The organism is Steroidobacter flavus (genome assembly GCF_042651805.1).
Lineage (GTDB): Bacteria > Pseudomonadota > Gammaproteobacteria > Steroidobacterales > Steroidobacteraceae > Steroidobacter > Steroidobacter flavus.
The window spans coordinates 707,846-733,257 of the sequence record NZ_JBHSDU010000014.1; the positions used below are offsets into that span (position 1 = coordinate 707,846).

15 protein-coding genes are annotated in these 25,412 nt (G+C 61.7%); 2 read left to right on the forward strand and 13 right to left on the reverse strand.

The features are described 5' to 3' along the window. Window position 1: 1 nt before the first annotated feature. The 6 genes from ACFPN2_RS25735 to ACFPN2_RS25760 all read right to left on the reverse strand — a co-directional run bounded on the left by ACFPN2_RS25735 (window position 2) and on the right by ACFPN2_RS25760 (window position 9,921). A complete protein-coding gene (locus ACFPN2_RS25735; RefSeq protein WP_380601963.1) occupies window positions 2–1,855 on the reverse strand; it encodes a CocE/NonD family hydrolase in 1,854 nt (617 codons plus the stop codon). A 62-nt stretch (window positions 1,856–1,917) separates the two neighbouring features. Further along, complete coding sequence (locus ACFPN2_RS25740) at window positions 1,918–4,068, reverse strand: TonB-dependent siderophore receptor (protein WP_380601965.1); 2,151 nt, start codon at window positions 4,066–4,068, stop codon at window positions 1,918–1,920. A gap of 226 nt (window positions 4,069–4,294) precedes the next feature. Next, window positions 4,295–5,188, reverse strand: coding sequence for an extracellular medium-chain-length polyhydroxyalkanoate depolymerase (locus tag ACFPN2_RS25745; RefSeq protein ID WP_380601967.1), 894 nt, complete (start codon window positions 5,186–5,188; stop codon window positions 4,295–4,297). 24 nt (window positions 5,189–5,212) lie between these two features. Beyond that, the gene (locus ACFPN2_RS25750; RefSeq protein ID WP_380601969.1) at window positions 5,213–6,736 is read right to left on the reverse strand and encodes a class I adenylate-forming enzyme family protein; all 1,524 of its coding nucleotides are present in this window, start codon (window positions 6,734–6,736) and stop codon (window positions 5,213–5,215) included. Between the two features lie 3 nt (window positions 6,737–6,739). Beyond that, window positions 6,740–7,603: an alpha/beta fold hydrolase gene (locus ACFPN2_RS25755; protein WP_380601971.1), complete on the reverse strand. Its 864-nt coding sequence runs from the start codon at window positions 7,601–7,603 to the stop codon at window positions 6,740–6,742. Between the two features lie 11 nt (window positions 7,604–7,614). Then, window positions 7,615–9,921 carry a TonB-dependent receptor gene (locus ACFPN2_RS25760; protein ID WP_380601973.1) on the reverse strand — a complete coding sequence of 769 codons (2,307 nt, stop codon included), beginning with the start codon at window positions 9,919–9,921 and terminating at the stop codon, window positions 7,615–7,617. Between the two features lie 167 nt (window positions 9,922–10,088). On the opposite strand from ACFPN2_RS25760, the gene ACFPN2_RS25765 reads away from it, so the two are divergent. Further along, the gene (locus ACFPN2_RS25765) at window positions 10,089–10,874 is read left to right on the forward strand and encodes a TetR/AcrR family transcriptional regulator (protein WP_380601975.1); all 786 of its coding nucleotides are present in this window, start codon (window positions 10,089–10,091) and stop codon (window positions 10,872–10,874) included. Window positions 10,875–10,877: 3 nt separating this feature from the next. Here ACFPN2_RS25765 and ACFPN2_RS25770 read toward each other — a convergent pair whose 3' ends face one another. From ACFPN2_RS25770 to ACFPN2_RS25800, 7 genes are all read right to left on the reverse strand, one after another. Then, complete coding sequence (locus ACFPN2_RS25770) at window positions 10,878–13,670, reverse strand: glycoside hydrolase family 2 protein (protein WP_380601977.1); 2,793 nt, start codon at window positions 13,668–13,670, stop codon at window positions 10,878–10,880. Between the two features lie 43 nt (window positions 13,671–13,713). Next, window positions 13,714–15,201, reverse strand: a complete 1,488-nt coding sequence (locus tag ACFPN2_RS25775; protein ID WP_380601979.1) for a S10 family peptidase — start codon at window positions 15,199–15,201, stop codon at window positions 13,714–13,716. Continuing rightward, on the reverse strand, window positions 15,201–17,150 hold the full coding sequence (locus tag ACFPN2_RS25780) for a S9 family peptidase (protein WP_380601981.1): 1,950 nt from the start codon (window positions 17,148–17,150) through the stop codon (window positions 15,201–15,203). Before ACFPN2_RS25780 ends, ACFPN2_RS25775 begins: the two co-directional genes overlap by 1 nt. A gap of 68 nt (window positions 17,151–17,218) precedes the next feature. Beyond that, window positions 17,219–19,393, reverse strand: a complete 2,175-nt coding sequence (locus tag ACFPN2_RS25785; protein ID WP_380601983.1) for a TonB-dependent receptor — start codon at window positions 19,391–19,393, stop codon at window positions 17,219–17,221. A gap of 91 nt (window positions 19,394–19,484) precedes the next feature. After that, entirely contained in the window at window positions 19,485–21,869 is a 2,385-nt protein-coding gene (locus ACFPN2_RS25790) for a TonB-dependent receptor (protein ID WP_380601985.1), read from the reverse strand. 52 nt (window positions 21,870–21,921) lie between these two features. Beyond that, window positions 21,922–22,875 carry a FecR family protein gene (locus ACFPN2_RS25795; protein ID WP_380601987.1) on the reverse strand — a complete coding sequence of 318 codons (954 nt, stop codon included), beginning with the start codon at window positions 22,873–22,875 and terminating at the stop codon, window positions 21,922–21,924. Then, a complete protein-coding gene (locus tag ACFPN2_RS25800) occupies window positions 22,844–23,386 on the reverse strand; it encodes an RNA polymerase sigma factor (RefSeq protein ID WP_380601989.1) in 543 nt (180 codons plus the stop codon). Before ACFPN2_RS25800 ends, ACFPN2_RS25795 begins: the two co-directional genes overlap by 32 nt. A 217-nt stretch (window positions 23,387–23,603) precedes the next feature. Here ACFPN2_RS25800 and ACFPN2_RS25805 point away from each other — a divergent pair, with 217 nt between their 5' ends. Beyond that, on the forward strand, window positions 23,604–25,406 hold the full coding sequence (locus tag ACFPN2_RS25805; protein WP_380601991.1) for a DUF885 domain-containing protein: 1,803 nt from the start codon (window positions 23,604–23,606) through the stop codon (window positions 25,404–25,406). The last annotated feature ends 6 nt before the right edge of the window (window positions 25,407–25,412 follow it).

Here is a 25,412-nt window from a genome sequence, read left to right on the forward strand (position 1 = left end):
GTCACTGCGTGACGGGCAACACTATGTGACTTGCATCAGGGCCGGCAACGACCACCTTCTGCGTCGCCTTCACATAGTCACGCGGCTTCGCGAGAAAAATGTTCGGTACGAACGTTTGCGGGTTGCGGTCGTAGAGCGGGAACCAGCTCGACTGCACCTGAACCATGATGCGATGGCCAGGCCGGAACACGTGATTCGCATCCGGTAACGCGAACTCATAACGTAGCGGCACATTCGATTCGAGCGGCGTCGCTTGCGACAACGACTGGCGATAGCGGCCGCGAAAGATCTCCATCGCGATCGGCAGCTGATAGCCGCTCATCGCGGGATCGTCGGCCACTCGATCCGGATACACGTCGATGAGCTTCACGACCCAGTCGCTGTCCGTACCGCTGGTCGATGCAGTGAGCCTGACGATCGGCTCGCCTGCGATGCTCACTGCTTTATCGAGCACCTGCGACGTGAATGTGAGAACGTCGGGCCGCGCGGCACTACTGCGTTGATCGGTCGTTAGCCACGGCTCCCACTGCTCCCCGTTATCGTCCACACGAATCGGACGCGGCACGAATGTCACTGGATCGGCAGGATCGGAAATGTAGTCGGCCGTTTGGGTCGCCCCTGGGACCGCGTCGAACCCCAGCTCGCCCTCCGGCTTGAGATAAAGCTTTGCAGTGTTCGCTGACGCCGGCGGCCATTGCTCCAACCGTCTCCATTCATTGCTGCCCGACTGAAACGCGGTGACCGGCGCCACATCCATCGGCGCGCCTTTCAAATGATGCGCGAGAAATGGCGCGAGCACGTTCTGTCGCCACCACTTCGCCGTGTCGTGTCCCCAGCGAATGTTGCCTACGCTGCTGCCATCGAAGATGGCATGCGCATGATGCCAAGGCCCCAACGTGAGATAGACCTTCTTGCCCGTGTCGTCCTTGGGCTCGAGCGCTTTGTAAACAGCGGTGGCGCCGTAGATATCTTCCTGATCCCACAGCGAGCCCGAGATCATCACCGGCACTTGTAGCGGCCGGCTGGCGAGAATCCTATCGACCGCCTGCGACTGCCAGAATTCATCGTACGCCGGATGCTCGACGATGTTTCTCCAGTACTGAACCTTATCGGTGCCACGCCGACGCGCCAGCTCTCCCACCGATCCGGCGCGCATGAATGTTTCGTAGCGGTCGGCGCTGTCCCAGGAAAACTCGATGCTGTTGTCGCGTGACTCGCTGCCATGAATGGCCGCGATCGCGTACTGCCGGAAGGCGCCGTTGTGAAACCAGTCGTCGCCGCGCCAGCCGTCGACCATCGGGTCCATCGGCACGGCGACTTTGAGCGCGGGATGCGGATTCACCAGCGCCATCAGCGTCGTGAAGCCGTTATAAGAAATGCCGATGACACCCACCTTGCCATCGGTTTCGGCGACGTGCTTCACCAGCCAATCGATGGTGTCGTAAGCATCCGTTGATTCGTCGACCGAGGTGCGATTGAACGGTGAGCCCGCGAGCGGTCGGGTCATGACGAAGTCGCCGCCCGAGCCGTGCTTGCCCCGAATGTCCTGGACGACCCGAATGTAGCCGCCCTCTACGATCACATCGGCGGCATTGTCGAAGCCTTCGAGCAGCACGCGCATGTCGTTGCTCTCTTTCTGCTTCGTCATCCACTCCGCGTTGTAGGGCGTGCGAGTGAGCAAGATCGGCGCGTGCTTCGCGCCTTTCGGAAGGACGATCACCGTGTGCAGCTTCACCCCATCGCGCATGGGAATGTCGAACACACGGCGGTCGTAGTTGGCCGCGCTGGCAAGCGAGCTGATGAACAGCACTGCAACCAGCGCGCATCGTCCCAATGCAGTCCAAGCAAAAGTCATACGACTCTCTCGCCGCCGGCCAAGGACAGGCCGGCGGCGATGATGCCAACGATGCTGACGACTTAGAAGCGCCAGTCGACGCTCACCGAATAATGGGTTGGCGCACCGTAGTAGCCCACGTTGTACAGGCTGGTGATGTACTTCTCGTCGGTGATGTTGAACACGTTGCCACGCACCGTGATGTTCGGTTGAATGTCCCAGGCCGCAAAGGCGTTCACCAGCGCATAGCTGTCCTGGTAAACCGGGTGGAAGGTATAGTCCTCCTCGCCCTTGATGCCGCTCTGCCACTTGCCGCTGATACCGAAGGATAGCGCTGTGAAGTTCGGCACTCGCGCGGTGATTGTTGCATTGGCAGTCCGCCGCGGCACCCACGAGTAGGTGTCGTCGCCGTCTTCGCCATCCATCCGCAAATAGGTGTAGCCGAGCAACACATCGACATTTTCGCTGAGCTTGCCGGTGGCCTCGAACTCGATGCCCTCGGATTCGACATCGACCGGCCGGTAGTAGCCGTACGCGTAGCCCTCCATGAACATGGTGTCGACGTACGTTGCGAGGCCGTCCTGCTTCGCCTTGAACACGGCGAAGGTCGTCAGCAGGCGCTGGTCCAGCCACTCCATCTTGACGCCGGCCTCGTAGTTCGTGCCCTTGGTCGGTGCCAGGTAGCCGCGGCTGATGTCGACTTGCTCCTGCGGCTGGAAGATGTACGAATAGTTGACGTAGCCGAGTACCCGGTCGGTGAAGTCGAAGGTCAGGCCGGCATACGGAGCGAACTTGCGGTCGGTCTTGTCGGTGCGCTGGAGTGTGTTGTCGACAGCGTCGAGCGTGTATTCGGCCCAGTTGAAGCCGACGATGGCCTTGAACCGGTCGGTCAACGCCACACGGCTCGCGCCGAACACGCGCTTCATCTCCTGATCCATGGTCGTGTAGACCGCCTTCGCGCCCCAGACCGGCTCGGGAAGCGCGTCGCCGGCGTACGGGAACGGGGGCAACGCCAGGAACTGAACCCCGGTCGTGTCCGTCGGGTGGTAGTAGTCCACGCCATCGCTCTTCGCCCAGCTCACGCCGAGCATCGCTTCACTCTCGCGGCCGAACAGCTCGAACTTGCCGTTGAGCTTTACGTCGACCAGATGCGCCTCGGTCTCATACGGGCTGCGGTAAGCCCAGCCATACAAACCTTCGTGAGTCACCGGATCCATGCCGGCGAGCGAATAAGCCATGAAGATCTTGGAGTCATGGTCGTACAGACGATAGTTGTACGACGTCTCAACTTTCCAGTTGTCGCCGAGCCGATGGGTGTACTCGACGAAAGCGGCTTTCGTGGTCGAGTTCCAATGCACCCAATCCTGAGTGGCCGAAGCGCTGCGATCCCAGTCGAGCCGATTGCCATCGACGTCCGTGAAGGTCAGCGCGCCCCACATGCCGTGGTCGGTCTTGGCCTCCTGCCAGGAATAGCCGAACGCCAGCGAGCCGTTCTCGCCGATCTGGCCGTCGATCACGCCGTAAACGAATTTCGTACCGGACTCGAAGTCGCGCAGATACGAATCGCTCTCCTCGTTCGCGACCACCAGGCGGCCGGCCCAGGTGCCGGCTTCGTTGAACGGCGTCGAGTAGTCGGCTTCGACGCGGCGGCGATCCCAGGAGCCGACGGTCACACCGAGCTTGCCCTGCGCTTCGTTGGTCGGACGCTTGCGGACGTAGTTGATGGTGCCGGACGCGTTGCCGACGCCGGTCAGCAGACCGTTCGCGCCACGGATCACTTCCAGCTTTTCGAAGCCGAACGTGTCTATTCTGTTGGTGACCAGGCCCCAGCCGTTGGGCAGGCCGACGCCGTCGATCTGCGTGTTCTTGATCTCGAAGCCGCGCGCCAGGAACTGAGTGAGGTTGGTCGAGGTCTGCTCGACCTGGATGCCGGTAGCCATGCGCAGCGATTGGTTCAGATCGTCGGCGCCAAACTGCTCCATCTGCTCCGCATTGATCACGCTGATCGACTGCGGGGTTTCCTTGATTTCCATATCGAGGTTGGTCGCGCCGCTGCTGACGCGGCGGGCACGCTGGGCCACGACGAACACTTCCTCCAGCTCCACAGATTTCGTGTTCGAGGTGCCCGTGTCGGCGGTCGTCTGACCGTACGCAGTGCCGGCGAATGCACTCGCTGCAAGAATCGCGGTGGACAGAGCACACTGGCGCCGAGGCGCCGCGGATCGAAGCTTCATTGGTTCAAGGTCTCCCAGCCGATTTTCTCTATAGACGTTGTGATCCCCGGAGATAAATATGGGATCACCGCGCGCTGCCGTCCATCCACTGGACGGCAGGCGCCGATGGCGGCTGAGCCTTGAAACTAAAAGATTTTTCTCGCACCGAGCGCAAGAATCCGCGCGCCATGCGGCACAAATGCGCAGATCCGCGCGGGCATGTCGCGAAGAAAGATAGGATCGGCGCTCAATACAGGTCGAACCATGCCTTCACGCCGGATGCTCCGATCGAATCGCTGGTGAACTCATGGCCCGCCGCATGCTGGAGCTGCTGAGTCGCGATGCCCGCCGATAGCAGCGCCTGGTAGTACTGATCGACGGTCGACACCGGGACGAACGCATCGAGCTGTCCGATCCAGAACTTGGTCGGCGGATGATTGCCCGGCAGCGACGGCACGGAGCATAGCGGCCCGACGCAGGTCGCATATGAAGCGGACACGATGCCCAAGGCTTTCCAAGTGTTCCCGTTGGCGGCGCCGCTGTTGAAGGTCACCGCCATACGACTCGAGTTGTAGCCTCCGCTCGAGACACCGTAGGCGTAGCGACGGCTCATGTTGAATCGCGAAGCAGTGCCATAGCTGCCGCCTTTGATCTCGCCGAAGAAATCGTTGAAGAAATCGTAGTCGCAGCTGAACTCGTACGGGTTGACTGCGTTGGTGTTCCAGAACTGCAGCCACACCGCGGCCGCCGGCGGATCGGGAACGAACACCGCATATTTCTTGCCCGAGCCATACGGATCGTCCAGCAGCTCGTGAATGATTTGCGGCTCGAACACCCGACCGTAGCTATCGCCGACGTTACGCGCGAACGCATGCGAGGTATCGGTCAACTGCGTGCCGGCGTAGTAGAAAGCGACGGGCCAACCACCCGCGGGAGGCGTTCCCTCCGGCACCTGCCAACGCACGACTCGAGGCACCGGCAGACCGTTACAAAAATAATAGTTGGTGCGCTTTTGATGAGTGCAGGTCCAGTTGCCATCGGCATCCGACGAACAACGGTCGGCTAAAGCCACCGAGGGCATGAACGTTACGCTCGCCCAGACTATCAACGATGCAAACAACAATCTCGACATCATCGTCATGACTGATCCCCCGATGTTAGTTAATTAGATCCGACGCCCGACATCCCTCCAGAAAGCTTCTCGTAACTCGCGCTTGAGCGTCTTGCCGGCGACGCTGCGCGGAAAACTATTCATGATGACGACCTTCGAGACGCGCTGATATTTGGCGGCCACGCGCTCGTTGATCCAGTCGCGCAGCTCCTCGGCCGCGATCGCGCCCGGTGAATTCAGCAGCACGGCGGCAATGGGTGTTTCGCCCCACTTCGGATCCGGCGCGCCGAACACGGCCACATCCAGCACCGCGGGATGTCGAACCGCAATCTCTTCCACATCGCGCGGATAGATTTTCACGCCGCCCGAATCGATCATGTCTTTCTTGCGATCGACCAGGTACAGAAATCCCTCGTCGTCGACATATCCCATGTCGCCGGTGTGCAGCCAGCCGTCGCGCACCACTTCCGCCGTCAGATCCGGGCGGCCGTGATAGCCCGCCATCTGGATCGAACCTCGCCCGATGATTTCTCCGGTTTCGCCGGGCGCACAGTCGGTACCGTCTTCGCGCACGATGCGCATGCGGCTGAAGAAAAATGGCAGTCCCACCGAATCGGGCTTACGGCACACGTCGCTACGATCGAGCAACGTGGCGAATCCTTCGGTCAGTCCATAAACCTCACACAAGCGTCCCGGCAACAGCTCGTTGATCCGATCCTTATAGCTACGGAGCAGCGGCGCGCCGACGGACATGATGCACTCGAGCGAAGCCAGTCGACGCGCATCGAAACCGGGCGCCTCCAACATCGCGATGAGCTGCGACGGTACGACGCTGATATGCGTTCCCTTCTCGCGCTCGATCAGATCCAGCAATAACTCAGGATCGAATTGGCGAGCGAGCACATAGCGACCGGCGCTCAGGAACAGCGGCATCATCATCACAAACGCGCCGTTGAACACCAGCGCGCCGGACTGCACGACCGTCGACGTGCGCCCTATTCCGAGCGGAGCGCCCAACATCGCGTACATCGCACGCACTCGATGAGTGTGCACGATGCCCTTCGGCAACCCCGTCGTGCCGCTCGAGTACATGATGTTATAAATATCCTCAGCGTCGCAGGCTTCGGGCTCGATGCGATCGCTCGCCGCCGCTGTCGCGGCCGCATAACCCTCCGCTCCCCCATCCGTCACCACGATGTGAGGCATCGCGTCGGCAGGAAGTTCGCGTAGCGCGGCTTGTACGCCAGAAACAAGTGAAGCATTCGTGATCACGCAGGTGGGCGCGGCATCGCCGATCAATCGTGCCAGCCCCGCGTCGCGCAGCAGTGGCGACAAAGGCACCAGCACGGCACCAATCGTCGGGCACGCCCAATACACTTCCAGCAACTCGCGACAGTTCGGCAGGACAGTGACGACTCGATGCGACTTGGTGACACCGAGTGAACGCAGGACGTTGCCCACCTTCGCCACGCGTGCGCCGAACTCACCCCAGGTGAATCGCTCGTTGTCGACGATCACGCCCTCGCGTGTGGCGTGGCTACGCGCGTTCTGAGAGATGAGAGAAGCCAATTCGAGCATTAGTCAGTGACTCGCTGAATCGATCGACTGCAGAAACTGCTCGATCGCTAGAGTACATTCCGGCTCGGTGAGTAGCGGTGCATGGCCACGATCCGGCACGACCACGCGCTGAAGGGTTGGATGCTCGGCCAGCATCCGATCGAAAACAGCGGGCGCGACGATGTCTGAATTCGCGCCTCGAAAGGCCAGCATCGGAATGGACGCCAACGTTCGAAACAAGGGCCAGAGATCCGCCGTCACAGGCGGCGTGGCGCGAATCGCCGTTCCGATATTCGGGTCGTAGTCCGCGATGATGGTGCCATCGGGCTGTTGTCGATAGCTCCGCTCCGCGAAGTCCCGCCACTGCTGCTCCGACAGGCCCGGCAACGCGCTTCCATAGTTTGCTTTCGACTGCCGAACCGCTTCATCCCAATTCGCAACCGGCGCCGCTCGCCCCACGTACTCAGCGATGCGCGCCACGCCTTCGAGAGAGACTTCTGGCGCCACATCGTTGAGCACGATCCCCGCGATCCGATCGCTTCTGGACGCGGCCAGCACCATCGCGAGCACCCCGCCCAACGACGTGCCAATCACCACCACGCGAGGCAGCGCGAGATGGTCGAGCAAACTCAGGATGTCGTGCACGTACACCATCGGCTGATAGTTGGACCATTGCGGATCCCACGCCGAACGACCGCGACCGCGCAGATCCGGAGCGATCACGCGATATCGCGTCGACAGCGTGGCCGCCAGCGTCGAGAAATCGGCGCTATTGCGCGTCAGTCCCGGCAGACACAACACGTCGAGCCCGGACGTCGCGGACCGGTACTCGCGATAGAAAAGATCGAGCCCGTCCGCGGACCGATAGGTGAATTCGCCTGGCTGCATGGCCTTCCCTGTTATTCGAACGAGTAGATGGCGCTCACGGTCCAGGTGCGCGGCGGTCCATAGAAGCCAATCTGGCTGATGCCGCCGAACAAGCCCGAGCCGACCGGACCGAAGTCATAACCCGAGGTCCGGTATTCCTCATCGGCGAGGTTGCGTCCGTCGAGCGCGAACCGCCAGCGACCGCCATCGGATGTCCAGGCGACGGTGGCATCGATGACGTCATAGGCAGGTTGATCAGTCACGCTGGCCGTGAGGTTCTGCACTTTCGTATCGCTGCGATACTGCCAACCGACGCGGACCAGACCTTCGCCACCGGCAATTGGCATCCGGTACGCCGCGCCGAGATACACAGTGAGATCCGGCGCATTGATCGGCTCGACCGTGTTGGAGATGTCGATGATCTGACCCAGATTGCCCGGATCGGACGTCAGGAACTCCGTGACCTCGGCATCGAGCCAGCCGACATTCGCTGTCAGGTCGAGCCCTTCGACGGGACGCGCCGAAATTTCGAGCTCGACGCCTTTGTTCTCCTGCTCGCCGGCATTCAGCACAGCCGTCACATTGCGCGGCAAGCCGTTGACGACGACGAATTGCTGAGTGCCGATCTGCACATCGGTGTACTCGGCCAGGAATGCCGTGAGATTCAACAGCAAGCGTCGGCCGAACCACTCGGACTTCAGGCCGATCTCGTAGTTGTCGACGCTCTCCGAGTCATAGCCGTCGCGAGTGCCAGGAAATACGGCCGCGTTACCTCGCATGTCGAAGCCACCGCTCTTGAAGCCCTGCGCATAGCTCGCGTAGAGCATCGCGTCGTCGGTGATCTTGAAATCCACACCGAGCCGCGGCGACACGTCGCTGAACGTACGCTCCGAGGTGTAGTCCGAGTCCACGCCGAGCGGCACGAATCCCGCGGGAATATTGTTCCGATCGAACAGCGCCCCGTTCGCGGGTGGCGCGCCGGCGTAGTTCGCGACGAAGACCGTGGCTTCCTTGCGATCTTCGTTCCAGCGCACGCCGGCGTTGATGTTGAATCGATCCGTCACCGCAAACGTCCCGTCCGCGTACGCCGAGAGACTGCGAGTATCGACGCAGCCCTGAGTGAGGTTCGTGAGTCCTTGCGGTACCAGCGGCGAGACGCGCACCAATCCGAGCACGCTATTGAAAGAGCCGCACGCCGTGCCATCGAAGTAATACAACCCCGTCACGCCGCGCAGACGGCCGCCCGCATCGTAGTTCAGCTGAATTTCGCCGCTGGTCTGATCGTCGCTCAACACCGCCGGCACATTCAGCGCATTCAGATTGAGCTCGTCGAAGTCGATGAACGAATCCGCGTCACCTTCGCGATAGGCGCCAATGACCTTGAATTTCAGCGCATCGCTGAATCCGGTGTTGAAGATGGCCGAGACCCCGCGAATCCGAATCTTGTCTTCGTCGACCGGCGTGTCGTTGCGCACGTCGTAACGATCCGGCAGGCGCGGTGCGAGCGCATCGGTCAACCGCTGACCGCCACGCGCATTCGAATCGTCATTGATCAGATCGCCAAGAATCTCGAGGCGCGTGTCCTCGCTGAACACATAGGCGATCTTGGCACGCGCGGCGAATACATCTTTATCCGAAACGTCCTCGCCGACCTTGTTGAACTGCTGCGGCGTGGTGCTCTCCCTCACCTCTCCGTAGCCGTCGTGCGTGAGCTTGGCCAACGCCGCCGACACATAGAGCTGATCGGTAAGGCCGATCGATCCGGACACCTTCAAGTCCAGTTGGTTGTAACTGCCGGCCGCAACCGATGCATTCAAATACGGATCGCCGACGATGTCGCGAGTCACGTATTTGATCGCGCCGGCCAGCGTATTCTTGCCGTAGAGCGTGCCTTGCGGCCCGCGCAATACTTCGATCCGCTCGACGTCATAAACATCCAGCAAGGCGCCCTGCGGTCGCGCCATATAGACGTCGTCGATATAGATGCCGACGCCCGGCTCGAATCCCCACAGCGGATCGTTCTGGCCGACGCCGCGGATGTACGCGTTGATGGTGTTGGAGCTGCCGCGTCCCGAATTCACTTTGATATTCGGTGCGACGGAATTGATGTCTTCGAGGGTGGCCACCCCGAGATCGGTCAGTGCCTGCCCGCTGACCGCGGTGACTGGGATCGGCACGTCCTGCAGATTCTCGGCACGGCGCCGAGCGGTAACGATGACTTCCTCCACCCCCGCATCCGGCGCCTCGCGCGCCCACGTTACTTGCGGGCTCAGCGATGACACCATCGCGCAGACAGCCATAGACACGCCCGCGCCCAGACCCGATTCGCGCACGATCATGATTCCCCCGGTCGCCGTTCCAACGGTTGTTCAATTATTTTCCAACAGTCGTTGGAATCCTAGCGCAGGCCCTGGCCCACGGCAACCTCCGGCGCGCACTTTCTTGCCGGCACAGGCCGATGGGCGGACAATCCCCTCTTTCCGTGGATTCGAGGGTTAGTGCGAGGATGGCAGTCGGACGAAAGAAGAAGAGCGGTGCGCGCAGCGGCAAGGCGCCCCGCGACACTCGCGAGCATCTGCTCGATCACGCCGAGGCGCTGTTTGCTCAGCGCGGCTTCTACGGGGTGTCGGTGCGAGATATCACGCAGGCCGCCGGCGTCGACGTGAGCATGATCAATTATCACTTCGGCTCGAAACAGGAGTTGATTGCCGCGGTGTTCGATCGACGCGCGCAAAGCGTGAACGCCGATCGCCTGGAACAGCTCGAAGAAGCGCGCCGCCGCTTCTGGCCGCTACCGCCGACGCCGGAAGCGCTGCTGGAAGCCTATGTCACTCCGCTCACGCGGCGCTTGAAAGAAAACAACCCGGGCTGGCGACATTACTTCGCGCTGGTCGCGGAAGTGAACAACTCGCCCGAGTGGTCCTCCCTCATGACCCAGCACTTCGATCCTTTCATCCGGCAATTCGTCGCGGCCATGCAGGAAGCCTTGCCGGGATGTTCGGCGCGCGACCTGCACTGGGCCAATCATTTCTTTTCCGGCGCAATTACCCTGTCGCTGGCCCAGACCGGACGCGTCGAACGGCTCTCCGAAGGTCAATGCGATTCCACGCAGATCGATGAATTGTACGAACGGCTGCTCACGCTCTTCTCTGCTGGATTCCGAGCACTGGCAGCTACTTCATCACCGACCGCCGAACCAACACCCGCAGGTCCGCAGCGCCCTCCACGCTTGCCGCGCGCAACACCAACGCCCGCTGAGGCGAAGCCTGCGCCGAAGAAGACGCGTCGATAACAGCTACTGCAAGCGGAGCAGAACGCGTCCTTGGTGCGAGCCCCTGAGTGTTCGGGGCTGAGACTGGGGGCCAAAGAGCTCGGGCGCACCGAACTTGGACCCCATTGCAGGGATCACGGACAGCAGCGACAGCCCCACATCGGGAAGCTCGAGAATCGGACGCACGCCGCCGGGCGGACGAAACAAACCGAAATACGGAATGTCGCTGGCATTCTCGACAGTGATAGTGCCGGAATCCGTTTCCAGCGCGAGCCACTGCCAGTTGGAAAAGTAACCGGAGAACTCCGGGTATTGATAGCTCTCGCCTGGAACCGCGTTGTTGTACGACACCTCGTGCAGATCCCAAACGCCGCCCTGCAATCGATTCTGCCAGACGCGGTACGGCCCATTGCCCACCCAGCGCTTGTTCCGCACCGAAGCTTCAGGCACGTCGAAGCTCACACCGAACAAAGTCGTCGTGCACTCACAGGCCACTTCGTAATCGACGGCGATTGCATCGCCCACGCGCGACCATACAACCTGGCGCAATATTCCATCGTACTTTGCCCGGGCGATCTCTCCGGGCTCGAGCCCTTCCGTCTTCAGCTCTAACAGCCGCGACTCCGGTGCGATAGGAACGAACTTCTTGCCCTCGCGACGATAGGCGACCGGTTGCGGACCATTACGCAGCGGATACGTGCGCCCCTCTTTGCTGACATCCGTGAGCCGCCCGGTGCTGCGAGAAAAGCCCAGCTCGAACATTGCCACGTGCACGCTGACCCGATCAGCGCCGCCTTCGACGGTTGCCGGCGGGAAGGTTGTTTCATTCGCAGGCGGCGAAGTGGCACGCTGGTTCGGGACGGACCAGGTCCATAGTTGCTGCCCATTGGCATCGACCACTGAGAGCTGAGCGACATCAAAGTCCTTGCGCCCTTTCAGCTTGATCGGCACTTCCCAGAGCTTCTCCGCGCCGGCCTCGAGCTCGGGCCCTTTTAGTTGACCTGAGAGCACCACCTCGCGATGGCCGGTCGGATTCGATGCGCTCGGCAGCTTGACGAACTGCCATTCCACCCGGGTCTCACGCAGATTGGTGAACGAGTAGCGATTGCTCACTCGCATGCTCAATCCCTTCGGCGTGAGCGCCAGGTCTTCGATCTGCACCGGCGACCACAGTTCTTTGATGGTGAAGTAGCTGCCTTCCTTCTCTCCGTGCGGCCCGACGATGCCATCCGGTGCGAAGTCATCCCGATTGTCGATGCGACCGCCTTGATCGGTGCGTCGAACACCCTCGTCGGCCCATGCCCAGATAAAACCGCCGCCCACGGTCGGGCTCGACGACATGACCTTCCAATAGTCATACAGGCCGGCGCCCGCGCCGCCGTCGTAGAGGCCATGCAAGAACTCAGTCGGCATGAAAATGTCCGGGCCCGCGCTCAGCTTCACGGTGCTGTCGTAGTTTTCATAGTGATCGGTGTTGATACCGCTATGAATGGCCCACGGATGCAACACCGGCCGGCGCTGCGGATCCCAGCGATCGAACTCGCCATCCACCTCCCGATTCCAGCCGCCTTCGTTCCCGTTGTCCCAGAACAGAATGCTCGGATGATTCACATCCCGCCGCACGATCTGGCCGATGAGACGCGTGCCTGTCGGCGTGTCGTAGGCGCCCTGCCACCCCGCAAGCTCATTCAACACATACATCCCCAGCTCGTCGGCCACTTCGAGAAAGTGCGGATCGGGTGGATAGTGCGACATGCGCACGGCATTCATGTTCGCGGCTTTCATCGCCCGGACATCGCTCACGCTGTTCTGCCGGGTCAGGGTGCGGCCGGTGTCCGGGTTGAAGCTGTGTCGATTTACGCCCTTCAACACGATCTTCCTGCCATTGAGATACAAGCCATCTCTCGGCCTCACTTCGAACGTGCGGAAGCCGAAGCGCGTCTCGAGCTCATGCCCGCCCTCGCCACCATCGAGACGCACCTGCAGACGATATAAGTTGGGCGTCTCTGCACTCCACACGAGCGGCTTGGAGATTTGCTCTCGCAGGATCGCCGGTCCATGCAGCGGAACGTCGATTCGACGCCAGTTGCTGACTGCCCGCCCCGCGGCGTCGATGACACGTCCTTCGAGATGTTCGGACTCGGATGGAGCGCCCCCCAGATGGACTTGCGCGTAGAGCGATCCATCGGCACGCGCGTCGACTGCCAGCCATTCGATGTGTCGGGCCGGTCGCGCTTCGAGCCAGACGGGTCGATAAATACCACCGAACGTCCAGTAGTCGCCGCGTCGCTCCGCCCGATTGACGCTGGCATTGGTCGATTCCTTGTCGACCTGCACCTCGAGCAGATTCGGCTGATCGAAGCGGATCAACGATGTGATGTCATACTCGAATCGATAGAACCCGCCTTGATGGACCGGACCGGCGCTCTGACCGTTGATCCGCACGGCGGTGTCCGTCATCGCTCCTTCGAACACGATGCGCACTTGTCGATTGCGCCAGTCGCCAGGCACGATGAATTCGCGTCGATACTCGCCCCGCTCCTTGGGAATGGCGGGGTCGTCGTCCGGCTTGCGACGAACCTGCATGCCGTAAAGATAGGTCCCGAAGCCCTGCTGCTCCCAGTTCGAGGGGACCGGTATTCGCTGCCACTGGCCCGCGCCGCGGCCTTGATCGATGCGGAAATCCCAGTAGACGGGCGCTTCGCCGTCCTCGCCGGTCGCGCTCAGCGCGAGGACCTTCGTCGGCTCTGCCTGGCCCGTGGTAACGACCACCAATAACGATAGCCAGAGGAAGCGACCGATCCTTGCGCATTTCATCCGCCGACGGTAACAACCGGTCCGGCCGGGAACAATTCAAAGGTCAGATCGATCCATACAAAATTCGTACATCGCGCCGGAACGCTGCCTGACTCTCCGCGCGTGAATAGAACATATGCCCGCCGGGATAGACAGTCAGTCGCACACGGTCGTCCGCGCCCAGTGCCGGCAGCTGTGCCAGCATCATGACCGAGCGAAAGTACGGGCAGGCAAGGTCGCTGTAGCCGTGCGCGACCAGCACTTTCGCCTTTGAATCCACCGCCAGCACCTCCCGGACCTTGCCGAAGGTATCGGCAGCGACCGACCAACGCTTCTCCCACCGGCGATTCACCTCGTAGTTCAGCACTTCATAGTGGCCGTCCACCTTCCAACCAACTTGTCGGGTTACGAGATCGGACATGGCCGCTGTCAACGGCGCGTGCGTCCCCGCAAGAATTGGATCCGGAGCGCGTGACTCGGACGCCAGTGGATACGGATCGAAGCCGGTGACATTGGGATCGTAGTAGCTGCCCACCTGACCTGCTTCTCGATGCAGACTACGCACGAAGAATCCGCCTTCGATACGACCGCCCTTGCGCCTTACCTCGTCCGCATCGAGGCCAGTGAAGCGTGTAACGTTCGTCACGAGTCGATCCAGTGCACTCGGGTCGCGGACTCCTTTCAGAAAGTCGACCACATATTCGCCGCGCGCGTAGTTTTCAACCTCGCTCATCGACACCGCGTCCGGGCGTCGACCTTCTTTCTCATAATGCGCAGCCGCCATCGACGGCAGCATCGCCGCCCAGCCGAGCGGCGAGACGTCGCGATCGTTGTAAGTGAGATAGGGAGAGATCATCACGATGCCCGACACGCCCACGCCCATCCGGGTCTGCAACACCTGGGCAATCGCCGGTGCTCGCCAGCCGCCGAAGCTCTCACCGACCAGATAGGTCCGCGAAGTAAAACGGCCGTGTTTCGCAAGCCAGTCATAGATGATTCGCGACAAGTAGGCCACGTCACCGTCGAGGCTGAAAAATGTCTTGTCGGCGACGTCCGCGGGCAACAGCGAACGCGAGTAGCCCGTGCCGATGGGATCGATGAACACCAGGTCGGTGAAATCGAGCCACGTGCCCGCGTTGTCACGAAACTCGAGCGGATCCGAAGGACTGTCGCCGGCACCGCCGAACTGCACTTGCTTCGGGCCGATCGCGCCCAGCGCCAGGTACGCCGACGACGCGCCCGGGCCACCGTTGAACGCAAACGTCACCGGTCGGCGACCGCGATCCGCGCCTTTGAGCACGTATGCGGTCAGCACCACCTCGCCCGTCTTGCGACCGTCATCGCCCCTGAGCGGTAGCGCGCCCACTGTGATCGAGTAGGTGAGCTTGCGCCCTTCGACCTGGATGCTCTGTTCGATCGTGGCATCGGCAGGCAGCGGCGGCAGCTCGGAAACATCTGGCTTCGTTACCGCCGGTTCCGCACCGGAGCTGCTTTGCACCGTACCCAACAACACCCACGCCAGCGCAGCCGCCGCGATCGATCGACGTGACATCACTTGCCCTTCAGATAACGATCGAACCAAGCGATCACCCGCTCCAGCGAGTCGATCTGATTCTCGCGTTTGGAGTACCCGTGCCCTTCGTCCGCGTAGAAATGTCCCTCGCCGACCCGGCCATTCTTCTTGATGAACTCGACGAGCTGCTCGGCCTCGAGCTTGGGCACACGCGGGTCGTTCACTCCCTGTAGCACCAGCAATGGCGCACGCAGCTGATGCAAGTAGGTAGTCGGGTTCACCCGCTCATACACATCTTTGTTCTGCACCGGATCGCCGATGAGGCCGGACTGATAGCGACGGTTCTGAGGCGCGCCGTGCTCCCACATCGTGTTCCAATTGACGATGCCGAACTCCTCGACACCGGCGGCCCAGACTTCGGGCGTCTTGGCGAGCGCCATGATCGTCATGTAGCCACCATAAGAGCCGCCGTTGATGCCCACCTTGCTTGCATCGACGTAGCCGGTATCGATCAAGAACTTTGCGCCGGCAACGACATCCTGCAGATCGCCGCCGCCGAGATCGTGACGATTCGCGTCGAGAAATTCCTTGCCGTAACCGGAGGACCCTCTGAAGTTCGGCGCCAGCACCACGTAGCCACGCGAAGCCAACGCGGCGGCCTTGCGATCGAACTGATCGTACGTCTGCGACGTTGGGCCGCCGTGAGGATAAAGAATGGCCGGAGCCTTGCCATTGCGCTCGAGGTTGTAGGGCATCCAGAGGAATGCGCTGATGACCAGACCGTCCTTGCTTCGGTAATGGACCAACTGCGTCTTGGGCAAATGACGCGGGTCCATGCTGGCGAGCTTCGTGACTTGACGGGACTCGCCCCGCGCAATGTCGTAAACCCAATACTCCAGCGGCGCCGAGCCCGAGGTATGAGAAAGCAGGATGCTTCGCCCGTCCGGCGAGAACTGCGGCAACGTCAGGATGTAAAAACCGCTGGTATTGACGCCGACCGGCACCGGCAGCGGCGAAGCTTTGCGGCTGACCAGGTCGTAGGTCATCAACTCCTCGCGCCCATCGACATTGCTGACGACCAGCAACGTGCGCCCGTCCGGAGAGAGATCGGCCGTGCGTTGTTCCCAGTCGCTCGATGAGACGAATGTTTGTTTGCCGGTGGCCACTTCCAGAACCGCGGCTCTGCGACGACCGTCGGCCGTTTCGATGGATAGCGCCACATAGCGACCGTCCGCGGAAATGTCGCTCGCGTGCGCGTATGTGCCTTCGGGCGACAATCTCGTGGCCGCACCCGACGCGACATCGATCTTGTAGACCTCGCCGAAGGTCAAGCTGTAATCGTACCGGTTCGCCAGCAAGGTGCGACCGTCACCCGTGAACGCAGCGACAATCCATTGCACGCCAGACGTCTTCTCGTCTGTGAGATAGCGCAACTTACGCGTGGCAAGGTCCATCACTGCCACGTTGTCCGAGGACTCGCTCTTGCGGCGAGCGGAATAAGCCATCAGCTTGCTGTCGAACGAAACGATGGGCAGCGCCTCGTTGATATCGTCGCTCGCGGTGAGATTGACCGGCTCGCCTCCCGTGGCGGGCAGCGCGTAGAGATCGTAGATCTCGCGCCCGCCCTCATCGGATTGAAAGATCACCCACTTGCCATCCGGCGTCACCGACCTCGACTGCTGACGACGCTCAGAGCTATTCAGCTGCTTCGCGGGACCGCCGTCGACGGGCACGCTCCACAAATTCATTCGACCGGTCTGATTGCTGCTGTAGATGACGGAACGCCCGTCCGCCGACCACACGGCGTTGTTGCTCGCGGCCGCGTCGAACAGGTCAGCCAGCGGCACGGGCGCGGCGCCGGGCAGACTCGGCGACGTCACGCTCGCGGGCGGAGTCAACGATCGAGCCGGTGCCTTGATCGAATTCTCTGAGGCAACGGCGGTGGCGATCGACAATGCGAGCGTTGTAGCGAGCGCGGCTGTCTTCAAGATGATACCTCTCGGGAAGCCCGGCATTGCTGCCGGGCTGACGGCGAAGATAAATTCGGGTGCGGACGTTAGAAGTCGAACGTCAGATCCAACCCGATCACCCGGGGCAGACTGACCACCTCGTAGATGGTGCCGGGCGTGAACGTGACGATGCGCTCGTCGGTGAGATTGTTCGCAAACAATGAGGCGCGCCACGGACCCGATGAAACACCCGCCCGCAAATTGAACGTCGTATACGCATCCAGCAGACGAGCACGCGCGCCGATACTACGGAAAGTGCTCCACCGCTCGCCCACATAGTTGGCTTCACCGCGAACGAATCCGGCCAGGCTGCCGGTCAACTCACGCTGGTATTGAGCGCTGATGTTTCCAGACCACTCGGCCGTCAATGGCAACGGATCGTCGTCACGCGCCGGCGTGCCGGCAGCGGCTTCCTCCAGCGTCGCATCGACATAAGACACGCCCGCCGTGAACATCAACCCGTCGACTGGCGTGAACGATGTTTCCAACTCGGCGCCCTGACTCACCGCTTTGCCCGAGTTCGCCGTGAAGCCGAACCCGCAGGTCAGGCTGATCGAGCTTTGCAGATCGGTCCAGTCGATATAAAAGGCCGAGCCGTTCAACGTCATGCTGCCGCCGAACAACGTGTTCTTCGAGCCGACCTCGTAGTTCCACAACTTGTCCGGGCCGTACTGCGTCGGCACAGAATTGAATCCCACGGCCGCCAGATCCGCCGCACACGCCGCGTGCGGGAACCCGCCCGTAGGACCGCCATTTCGATAGCCCTGCCCGGCCTGGGCGTAAATCATGTGGTCGGGCGTGACTTGATACTTCATCAGATACTTCTGGATCGTCGACGAGCTCGACGCCTCCTGCTGTGACACCGTCGAGCCGCCGTTGAGAATACCGCTGCCGGTGAGCACGTTGCGCTGGTCGACATCGAACGCGCGCAAGCCGGCAGTGAGCGACAGCGCATCGGTGAGATTCAATGTGAGCTCGCCGAAGGCCGCGATCTGCCGCGTGCTGTACTCCTGCTCCGACGTATAGAACGCCGCGCCGGTGGTCACGCCATTGGTCGACGGTGCTTGAGTGAAGTCGAACACCTGCGGAAATTCGCTGGTGTTGTTCGAGTAGAACACGCCGGCAACCCAGTCCACGCGATTCTCACCTTTCGAAGCGAGTCGCACTTCCTGGGTAAACAGGCTCAGATCCGAATCGCTGCGCACACCGGTGCCTTCAGTGGGCCCGATGTTCACATTCGCCAGCCGGCTCAGCAGCGTGCGAACCGAGTTGGTGGTATCGGCCGTAGTGGTGCCGTCCTTGCGCAAGTAATTGGTCGCGGAAGTCAGTGACATCCAGTCCCAGTCATGCTGAATCGTCACGCTCGACAGCTTGGCTTCGGACTCGCCGCTCTGACGAAACACCCGACCGGTCTGATAGTCCTGCAGCGCGAAGTCTTCGAAGAACGGCAGCCCGAGCTCTTCCTTCTGGTAGAGCAGACCGAAAATGATCGAGGTGCCCTCGCCCGGCTGCAGAAGCAGCTGCGCCCGTGCGTTGGTTTTCTCGACGGTGTTGCCATCCTTCTCATTGCGGGTGACGTCGTCGATCCAGCCAGCGTCCTCGCGATAGCCCGCCGACACTCGCAGCGCCATGCGCTCGTCGACCAAAGGAAGATTGATCACGCCATCGACGCGGCTGTTCAAATCCGAACTGTGCGCGACGCTGCCGACCCGCGCCTGCACCGATCCCTCGAACTCATCGAGCTTCGGTTTCTTGGTGATCACTCGCACCGTGCCGCCCATGGAGCCCGAGCCATAGAGCGTGCCCTGCGGGCCTTTCAACACTTCGACGCGCTCTACGTCATAGATGCTCGGATCGAGCGTCGCGGTGAAGCTTTCGGTGATGGGGGTTTCGTCGATGTAGATGCCTGTCAACGGATCTGAGCCGCCGATGCCATCGGAGACACCGCGAATCGTGACGCGCATCGCGCCCGCACCGCTCTGAGCGAAGTTCACGCCGGGAACCGATGTCAGGTAATCGCGATAATCCTGCGCCCCTTTGGCTTGTAGCGCCGCCGAATCCAGCACACTGATGGCCGCCGGCGCTTCCTGCAACGACTCCTCTCTACGCAGCGCGGTGACGACGATTTCCTCGACGACCGCCGATTCCTGAGCAAACACCGCAGCCGGTGCGAGCACCGCGCCGGAGAGTGCCACGATTCTAAAAAGCTGAGCAGTTTGCATTCTCTGTCCCCGTGCCAGATGTTGTTCCCCACTCTGGACGACGAACGGCGGATCCATATCCGCGGGACGAACGAGAAATTTTTCTGGGCGGCTAGAAGTCGTAGGTCACATCGACGCCAACCACGCGCGGCGAGCCCACGATCTCGTAGTTGGTGCCTGGCGTGAAGCTGACGATGCGCTCATCGGTCAGATTGTTCGCAAACAGCGCGGCGCTCCATGCGCCCGATGTGAGTCCGACACGCATGCTCACGGTGGCGTAGTCGTCCAGCAATCGGGCACGCGCAGTGTTGCTTCGGAACATATTCCAGCGCTCGCCGACATAATTGAGCTCACCGCGCACGAAACCCTGCACGTTGCGCCCAAGGTGGCGCTCATACTCGGCACTCACGTTGGCGGACCACTTCGCCGTCAGCGGCAACGGATCGCCATCGCGCGCGGGAACACCGATCGCCGCGCGGGTCAATGTCGCGTCCACATAGGAGACGCCCGCCGTCAGCGTAAGACCGCGAACCGGTGTCAGCGAGGTTTCCAGTTCCGCGCCCTTGCTCGCTGCGCGGCCGGCATTGGTGGTAAAGCCGAAGCCGCAAGGCAGGCTGATCGCATTCTGAATATCGCTCCAGTCGATGTAGAACGCCGCGCCATTCAGCGCCATTCGCCCCTCGAGCAAGGTGTTCTTGGAGCCGATCTCATAATTCCACAACGTGTCAGGCCCGAACTGCGAGGGCACGGTAGCGAACCCGATCGCGGCCAGATCGGCAGCACAAGCTGTATGCGGGAAGCCGCCCGTCGGACCGCCGTTGCGATACCCCTGCCCCGCCTGCGCGTAGATCATGCGATCCGGCCGGGGCTGGTACTTCAATAGATATTTCTGGATCGTCGAGGAGTTCGAGGCTTGCTGTTGCCAGACGGTCGCACCGCCGTTGAGGGTGCCGCTGCCGCTGAGTACGTTGCGTTGATCGACATCGAACGCCCGCAAGCCGCCCGTGAGCGACAGCTGCTCGGTGACGTTCCAAGTTGCCTCGCCAAACGTCGCAATCTGACGCGCTCGGTATCTCTGCGCCGACGAATAGAACTCGGCTCCGCTCGTCACGCCGTTTGTCGAGGGGGCCTGAGAGAAATCGAACGTCTGAGGAAAATCGCTGGTGTTGTTCGAGTAGAAGACGCCCGCCACCCAGTCGACCCGATGCTCGCCTCGCGAGGCCAGGCGCACTTCTTGAGTAAACGAGGTCAGGCTCGAGTCGGTGCGCAAACCAGTGCCTTCGGTGGGCCCCAGGTCCACGTTCGCGAGGTCGCTCAGCAAGGGGCGAACGGCATTGGTGGTATCGCTCGTGTTGGTGCCCTCCTTGTGCAGATAGCCGCTCGCGGAGGTCAGCGACCATTCATCCCAAATCTGCTCGAGCGTGATGCTCGACAGCCTCGCCTGCGATTCACTGCTCTGCCGGAACGCACGTGCCGTTTGATGTTCCGGCAGTGCGAAGTCATGGAAGAAGGGTAAGCCCGCCCGCTCCTTTTGATATAGGAAACTCACGAGGATCGAGGTCGCCTCGCCGGGACGCAACAACCACTGAGCGTGCGCGTCGCTCTTGTCGACCGTGTTGCCATCCTTTTCATGTCGAGCCACGTCGTCGATCCAGCCGGCATCTTCGCGATGACCCGCCGACACGCGCAGCGCCATGGAGCGCGCCGTCAACGGCACATTGAGCACGCCATCGACCCGGCGGTTCTGATCGCCGTGCGCGACAGTACCGAACCGGCCATGCACCGATGCTTCTAATGCATCGAGCTTCGGTTTATTGGTGATCACCCGCACGGTGCCGCCCATCGAGCCCGATCCGTACAGCGTGCCTTGCGGTCCCTTCAGCACCTCGATCCGGTCAACATCATAGATGCTCGGGTCAAGCGTCGCCGTGAAGCTCTCGGTAATGGGCGTTTCGTCGATGTAGATCCCGGTCAGCGGATCGGTGCCGCCGATACCATCGGACACGCCGCGAATAGTCACGCGCATCGCGCTCGACGCGCTCTGTGTGAAGTTCACTCCAGGAATCGTCGTCAAGTAATCGCGATAGTCCTGCGCGCCCTTCGCCTTGAGATTCGAGCGACGCAAGACGCTAACGGCGGCCGGCACTTCCTGAAGCAATTCATCGCGTCGAAACGCGGTGACGACGATCTCCTCGAGCTCGGTCGAGGATGCAGTCCCACGAACCTCCGGCGCCAGCACGATCGTGTGCGCATCCTGAAATAAAACATTCAGGCCGGAACCGGACAGCAGCCGCTCGAGCGCCGCTTGTATCGAAAACTCGCCGACGACCTCCGCAGTCCGACGATTGCGGGCCGCGGACTCCGATACCAGGATCTGAATGCCCGCTTGCTGTGCGAACGCCGGAATGCCGGTGGTCGCCTCCTGCGCCGGCAAATCGAAAACGCGCTGCTCAGCCCGCGCCGGAGCAGCCACGACCACGCTGATTGCCGCCGTCAATCCTAGACCTGTCAGTCGCCGCCAGGAGCTGCGCACCGGAGCGATCGATCTCCTACCGTGATGGATTGCGAGTTAACTGCAATGTCGAATCCGTCTGCGTGACACGCGCGCCCGTGGCGAGTGCCGCCGCATGAGCGAATGCCTCAGGTTCGTCCGCGTTGAATCGACCGACCATCGTCTCGGCGGCGAGTTGCGGATCCGAGATGACGACCTTGCGTGCGTTGTAACGATTGAACTCGGCAGCCGCGTCGGCGAGCGTCTGGCCGTACAACACGATCTCGCCATTCCTCCACGCGAGCTCATTCTCAATCTGATCGTTTGCCGCCACCGCTTGCGGGGGCCGTCCCATGCCAAGCACTGCCTTGTTGCCCGCCGACAGCTTGATGCGATGGTTTTCCTCGCCGACGGCCCATGTTTCCACAGTGCCTTCGGTCACCAGCACGTCCGCGCCACTCTCGTTTCGACGCACTGAAAACGCGGTACCCAACGCGCGGACTCGCACCGGACCGGCTTCGACCACGAACGGCCGCTGCGTGTCATGAGCGACTTTGAACCAGGCTTCGCCTTTCACGAGCGAGAGCTTGCGAGTCTCCGGCGTCAGCGCGACGACAACCTCGCTCGATGTGTTCACCGCCACCAGCGAGCCATCGGACAGCGGTACTTTGCGAACTTCGCCCATCATCGTGCCGATGCTTTGTTCCTGCGGTAGTAGCAGTGCCAGACCGCCGACGCTCGCCGCCAGCGCCGCAATGGCGCCGCCGATGAGCAACTTTCGCCGACCGACGCGAGGAGCAACGTCCGGTTGCCCGCCAGCGAGTGCCCGGCCGCGATTGAGATAACTCAACGCCGCTTCAGCACGCAGCAGCGCACCGACCCGCCGCGAATCGGCGGCGAGCCAAGCGTCGAGTTCAGCGACGAACGCCGGATCGGCGCTGTGCGTCTCTCGTTTCACCGCCCATTCCGCGGCGTCTTCATCAATCTTTGCTGCGGGTTCCACTTCGCTCACTCGATTTCGTCAACCTCGACGGCACGATGTCTTCCGCGCCCGCCTCCGCGAGCGCCTTCAAAATCAACTTGAGGCCGCGGATGGATTGCTGTTCCACCACGTTCTCGCTCACTCCCAATTGTTCGGCGACGTCCCGCTGCGGCAGACCGTACACGCGTCGCAGTTCGAACACTCGTCGACAGCGCTCGGGCAGCCCGGCGATGAGCCTGCCGACCAGCGCCAGGTCGCGCCGGCCCGAGACGATCCGGTCCGGCGGTGGCGCATCGTCCATCACGTCCAGCTCCTCGATCTCGGCGAACGAATCGATGTGCACGACTTTCGACCGGCGCACCTGCTCGATGACGATGTTGGCCACGCTCCGAAAGAAATAGGCGCGGCCGCTGGCGATGTGACTGACGCTCTCCAGCGCCGCCAGCCGGCAATAGGCTTCCTGCACCACATCGTCCACGGCCGCCGCCGAAGGCAGGCGCCGGCTCAGCCAATTGCGCACATCGCCTTCGTGCGGAAGCACGTTTCTTCCCACCCAGCCAACGAACTCGGCTCGACTCTGCCCCACGTCGCACCAGTGTTGAACAACCCCTATCAAGAACAATGATGAACGGCGCGGGAAATTCCGTCGACCCGACGCAAGAAAAATTTCTCGACCGCGGAAACAGCGCCGTCACGCGTCGTAGGTAAGGAGCGCCCCTGCCCGGCGCCCTCCTCACAATTCCTTAGAAATCATCACCATGAAACGCACCCCAGTGCTGGCCCTGCTGCTCCTGGCGGCGCCCGTCCTCGCCGCCTCCGCTCCGGCCCGGACTGACGATCAGGATGCCCGGCTGAAGGCTTTTCTCGACACCGCTTACGACACCCGGGTCGCGCTCTCGCCCGAGCGCATGACCCTGTTGGGTCTCAAGCGCGAGTACGGTCGGCTGGATGACTACACTCCGACCAGCGCCGAACGAGAGCTGAGATTCCTCCTGGGGCAGCGAGCGCAGCTGGAACGTCAATTCGACGTGGCGACCCTCGGCCCGCAGGCCCGACTGTCGTATCAGCTCTTCAAGGGCGATGTGGACCGGTTCGAACAGACGACGCGCTGGCGCGGACACCGATTCGTGTTCTCGGCGCTCGATATGCCGACCAGCAATCTGCCGCTGTTCCTCATCAACAATCATCGTATCGACACTACGGCCGACGCCGAGGCATATGTGTCTCGGCTACGCGAGGTTGAACGGGTCATGGCTGAAATTTCGGCCGACCTGACCACGCGCGCAGCGAGCGGCGCCATCGAACCGCAATTTATTTTCGAAGCGGCAATCTCGAGCGCCCGGCAAGTCATCGCAGGCGCGCCGTTCGTCGATGGACCTGACACGCCCTTGTGGGCGGACTTCAAGACCAAGCTAAGCAAGCTCGACGTTCAAGGCGCAGCCCGCAACAGATTGCTCGCCGACGCTGAAGCCGCCTTGCGCGGGCCGTTCCGACGCGGCTACGAGCACATCATTGCCACCTTGGAATCGGTCGCAAAGCGCGCATCCAGCAATGACGGCGTGTGGCGATTGCCGAACGGCGCTGCTTACTACGCATCGCGAGTCGCGATCTCAACCACGACCGCATTGAGCCCCGACGAGATTCATAACATCGGTCTACAGGAGATGGCTCGCATTCAAGAAGAGATGCGTGCACTGATGCGCAAGCTCGAATTCCAGGGGAGCCTTCAGGAATTCTTCGCTCACATCAAAACAGCGCCCCAGTTCCACTATCCCAACAGCGAGGCCGGCCGCGCCGAATATCTCGTCGATGCGAGCGCCGTGGTCGACGAAGTGATGAGCAAGGCGCCCGCGAAGTTTCGTCGTCTACCGAAAGCTCAGTTGGAAGTGCGCGCAGTTGAAAAGTGGCGCGAGGCCAGCGCACCGATCGCGTTCTATAACGTCGGCGCACCGGATGGTTCGCGTCCCGGGATCGTCTACATCAATCTCGCCGATCTGTCCCAGACGTTGAAACCGCAGCTGGCGAGCATTGCGTGTCACGAGGGCGCGCCGGGTCATCACTTCCAGTTCAGCCTCGCCAGCGAGCTGGAGGATCTGCCGAAGTTCCGCCGCCGCGGCAACTACTTTGCTTATGGCGAAGGCTGGGGAATGTATGCCGAGTCGTTCTGCGACGAGCTGGGCATTTACCAAGATCCTTACTCGAAACTGGGCCAGCTCGCCGGCGACGCTTTGCGCGCGGCCAGACTCGTCGCCGACACCGGCGTCAACGCCAAGCGCTGGACGCGCGAGCAGGCCAGGAACTATCTGCGCGAGAACACGCTGCTGTCGGATCTGGATGCGAGCCGCGAGGTCGATCGATATCTGTCCGTTCCCGGACAGGCCACCAGCTACAAGATCGGCCATCTCAAGATTCTCGAGCTCAGACGCAGGGCCGAAGCCGCGTTGGGCACTCGCTTCGACATTCGTGACTTTCACGACGTCGTGCTTGCGAACGGCGCGCTGCCGCTCGATGTGCTCGAACAACAAGTCGTTGCGTACATCTCACGCGTCAAGAACCCCTGAACAGAG

Coding starts and splice junctions, on each gene's coding strand:
- ACFPN2_RS25735 (WP_380601963.1), bottom strand. CDS start 1,855: ATGACTTTTGCTTGGACTGCATTGGGACGATGCGCGCTGGTTGCAGTG.
- ACFPN2_RS25740 (WP_380601965.1), bottom strand. CDS start 4,068: ATGAAGCTTCGATCCGCGGCGCCTCGGCGCCAGTGTGCTCTGTCCACC.
- ACFPN2_RS25745 (WP_380601967.1), bottom strand. CDS start 5,188: ATGACGATGATGTCGAGATTGTTGTTTGCATCGTTGATAGTCTGGGCG.
- ACFPN2_RS25750 (WP_380601969.1), bottom strand. CDS start 6,736: ATGCTCGAATTGGCTTCTCTCATCTCTCAGAACGCGCGTAGCCACGCC.
- ACFPN2_RS25755 (WP_380601971.1), bottom strand. CDS start 7,603: ATGCAGCCAGGCGAATTCACCTATCGGTCCGCGGACGGGCTCGATCTT.
- ACFPN2_RS25760 (WP_380601973.1), bottom strand. CDS start 9,921: ATGATCGTGCGCGAATCGGGTCTGGGCGCGGGCGTGTCTATGGCTGTC.
- ACFPN2_RS25765 (WP_380601975.1), top strand. CDS start 10,089: ATGGCAGTCGGACGAAAGAAGAAGAGCGGTGCGCGCAGCGGCAAGGCG.
- ACFPN2_RS25770 (WP_380601977.1), bottom strand. CDS start 13,670: ATGAAATGCGCAAGGATCGGTCGCTTCCTCTGGCTATCGTTATTGGTG.
- ACFPN2_RS25775 (WP_380601979.1), bottom strand. CDS start 15,201: ATGTCACGTCGATCGATCGCGGCGGCTGCGCTGGCGTGGGTGTTGTTG.
- ACFPN2_RS25785 (WP_380601983.1), bottom strand. CDS start 19,393: ATGCAAACTGCTCAGCTTTTTAGAATCGTGGCACTCTCCGGCGCGGTG.
- ACFPN2_RS25805 (WP_380601991.1), top strand. CDS start 23,604: ATGAAACGCACCCCAGTGCTGGCCCTGCTGCTCCTGGCGGCGCCCGTC.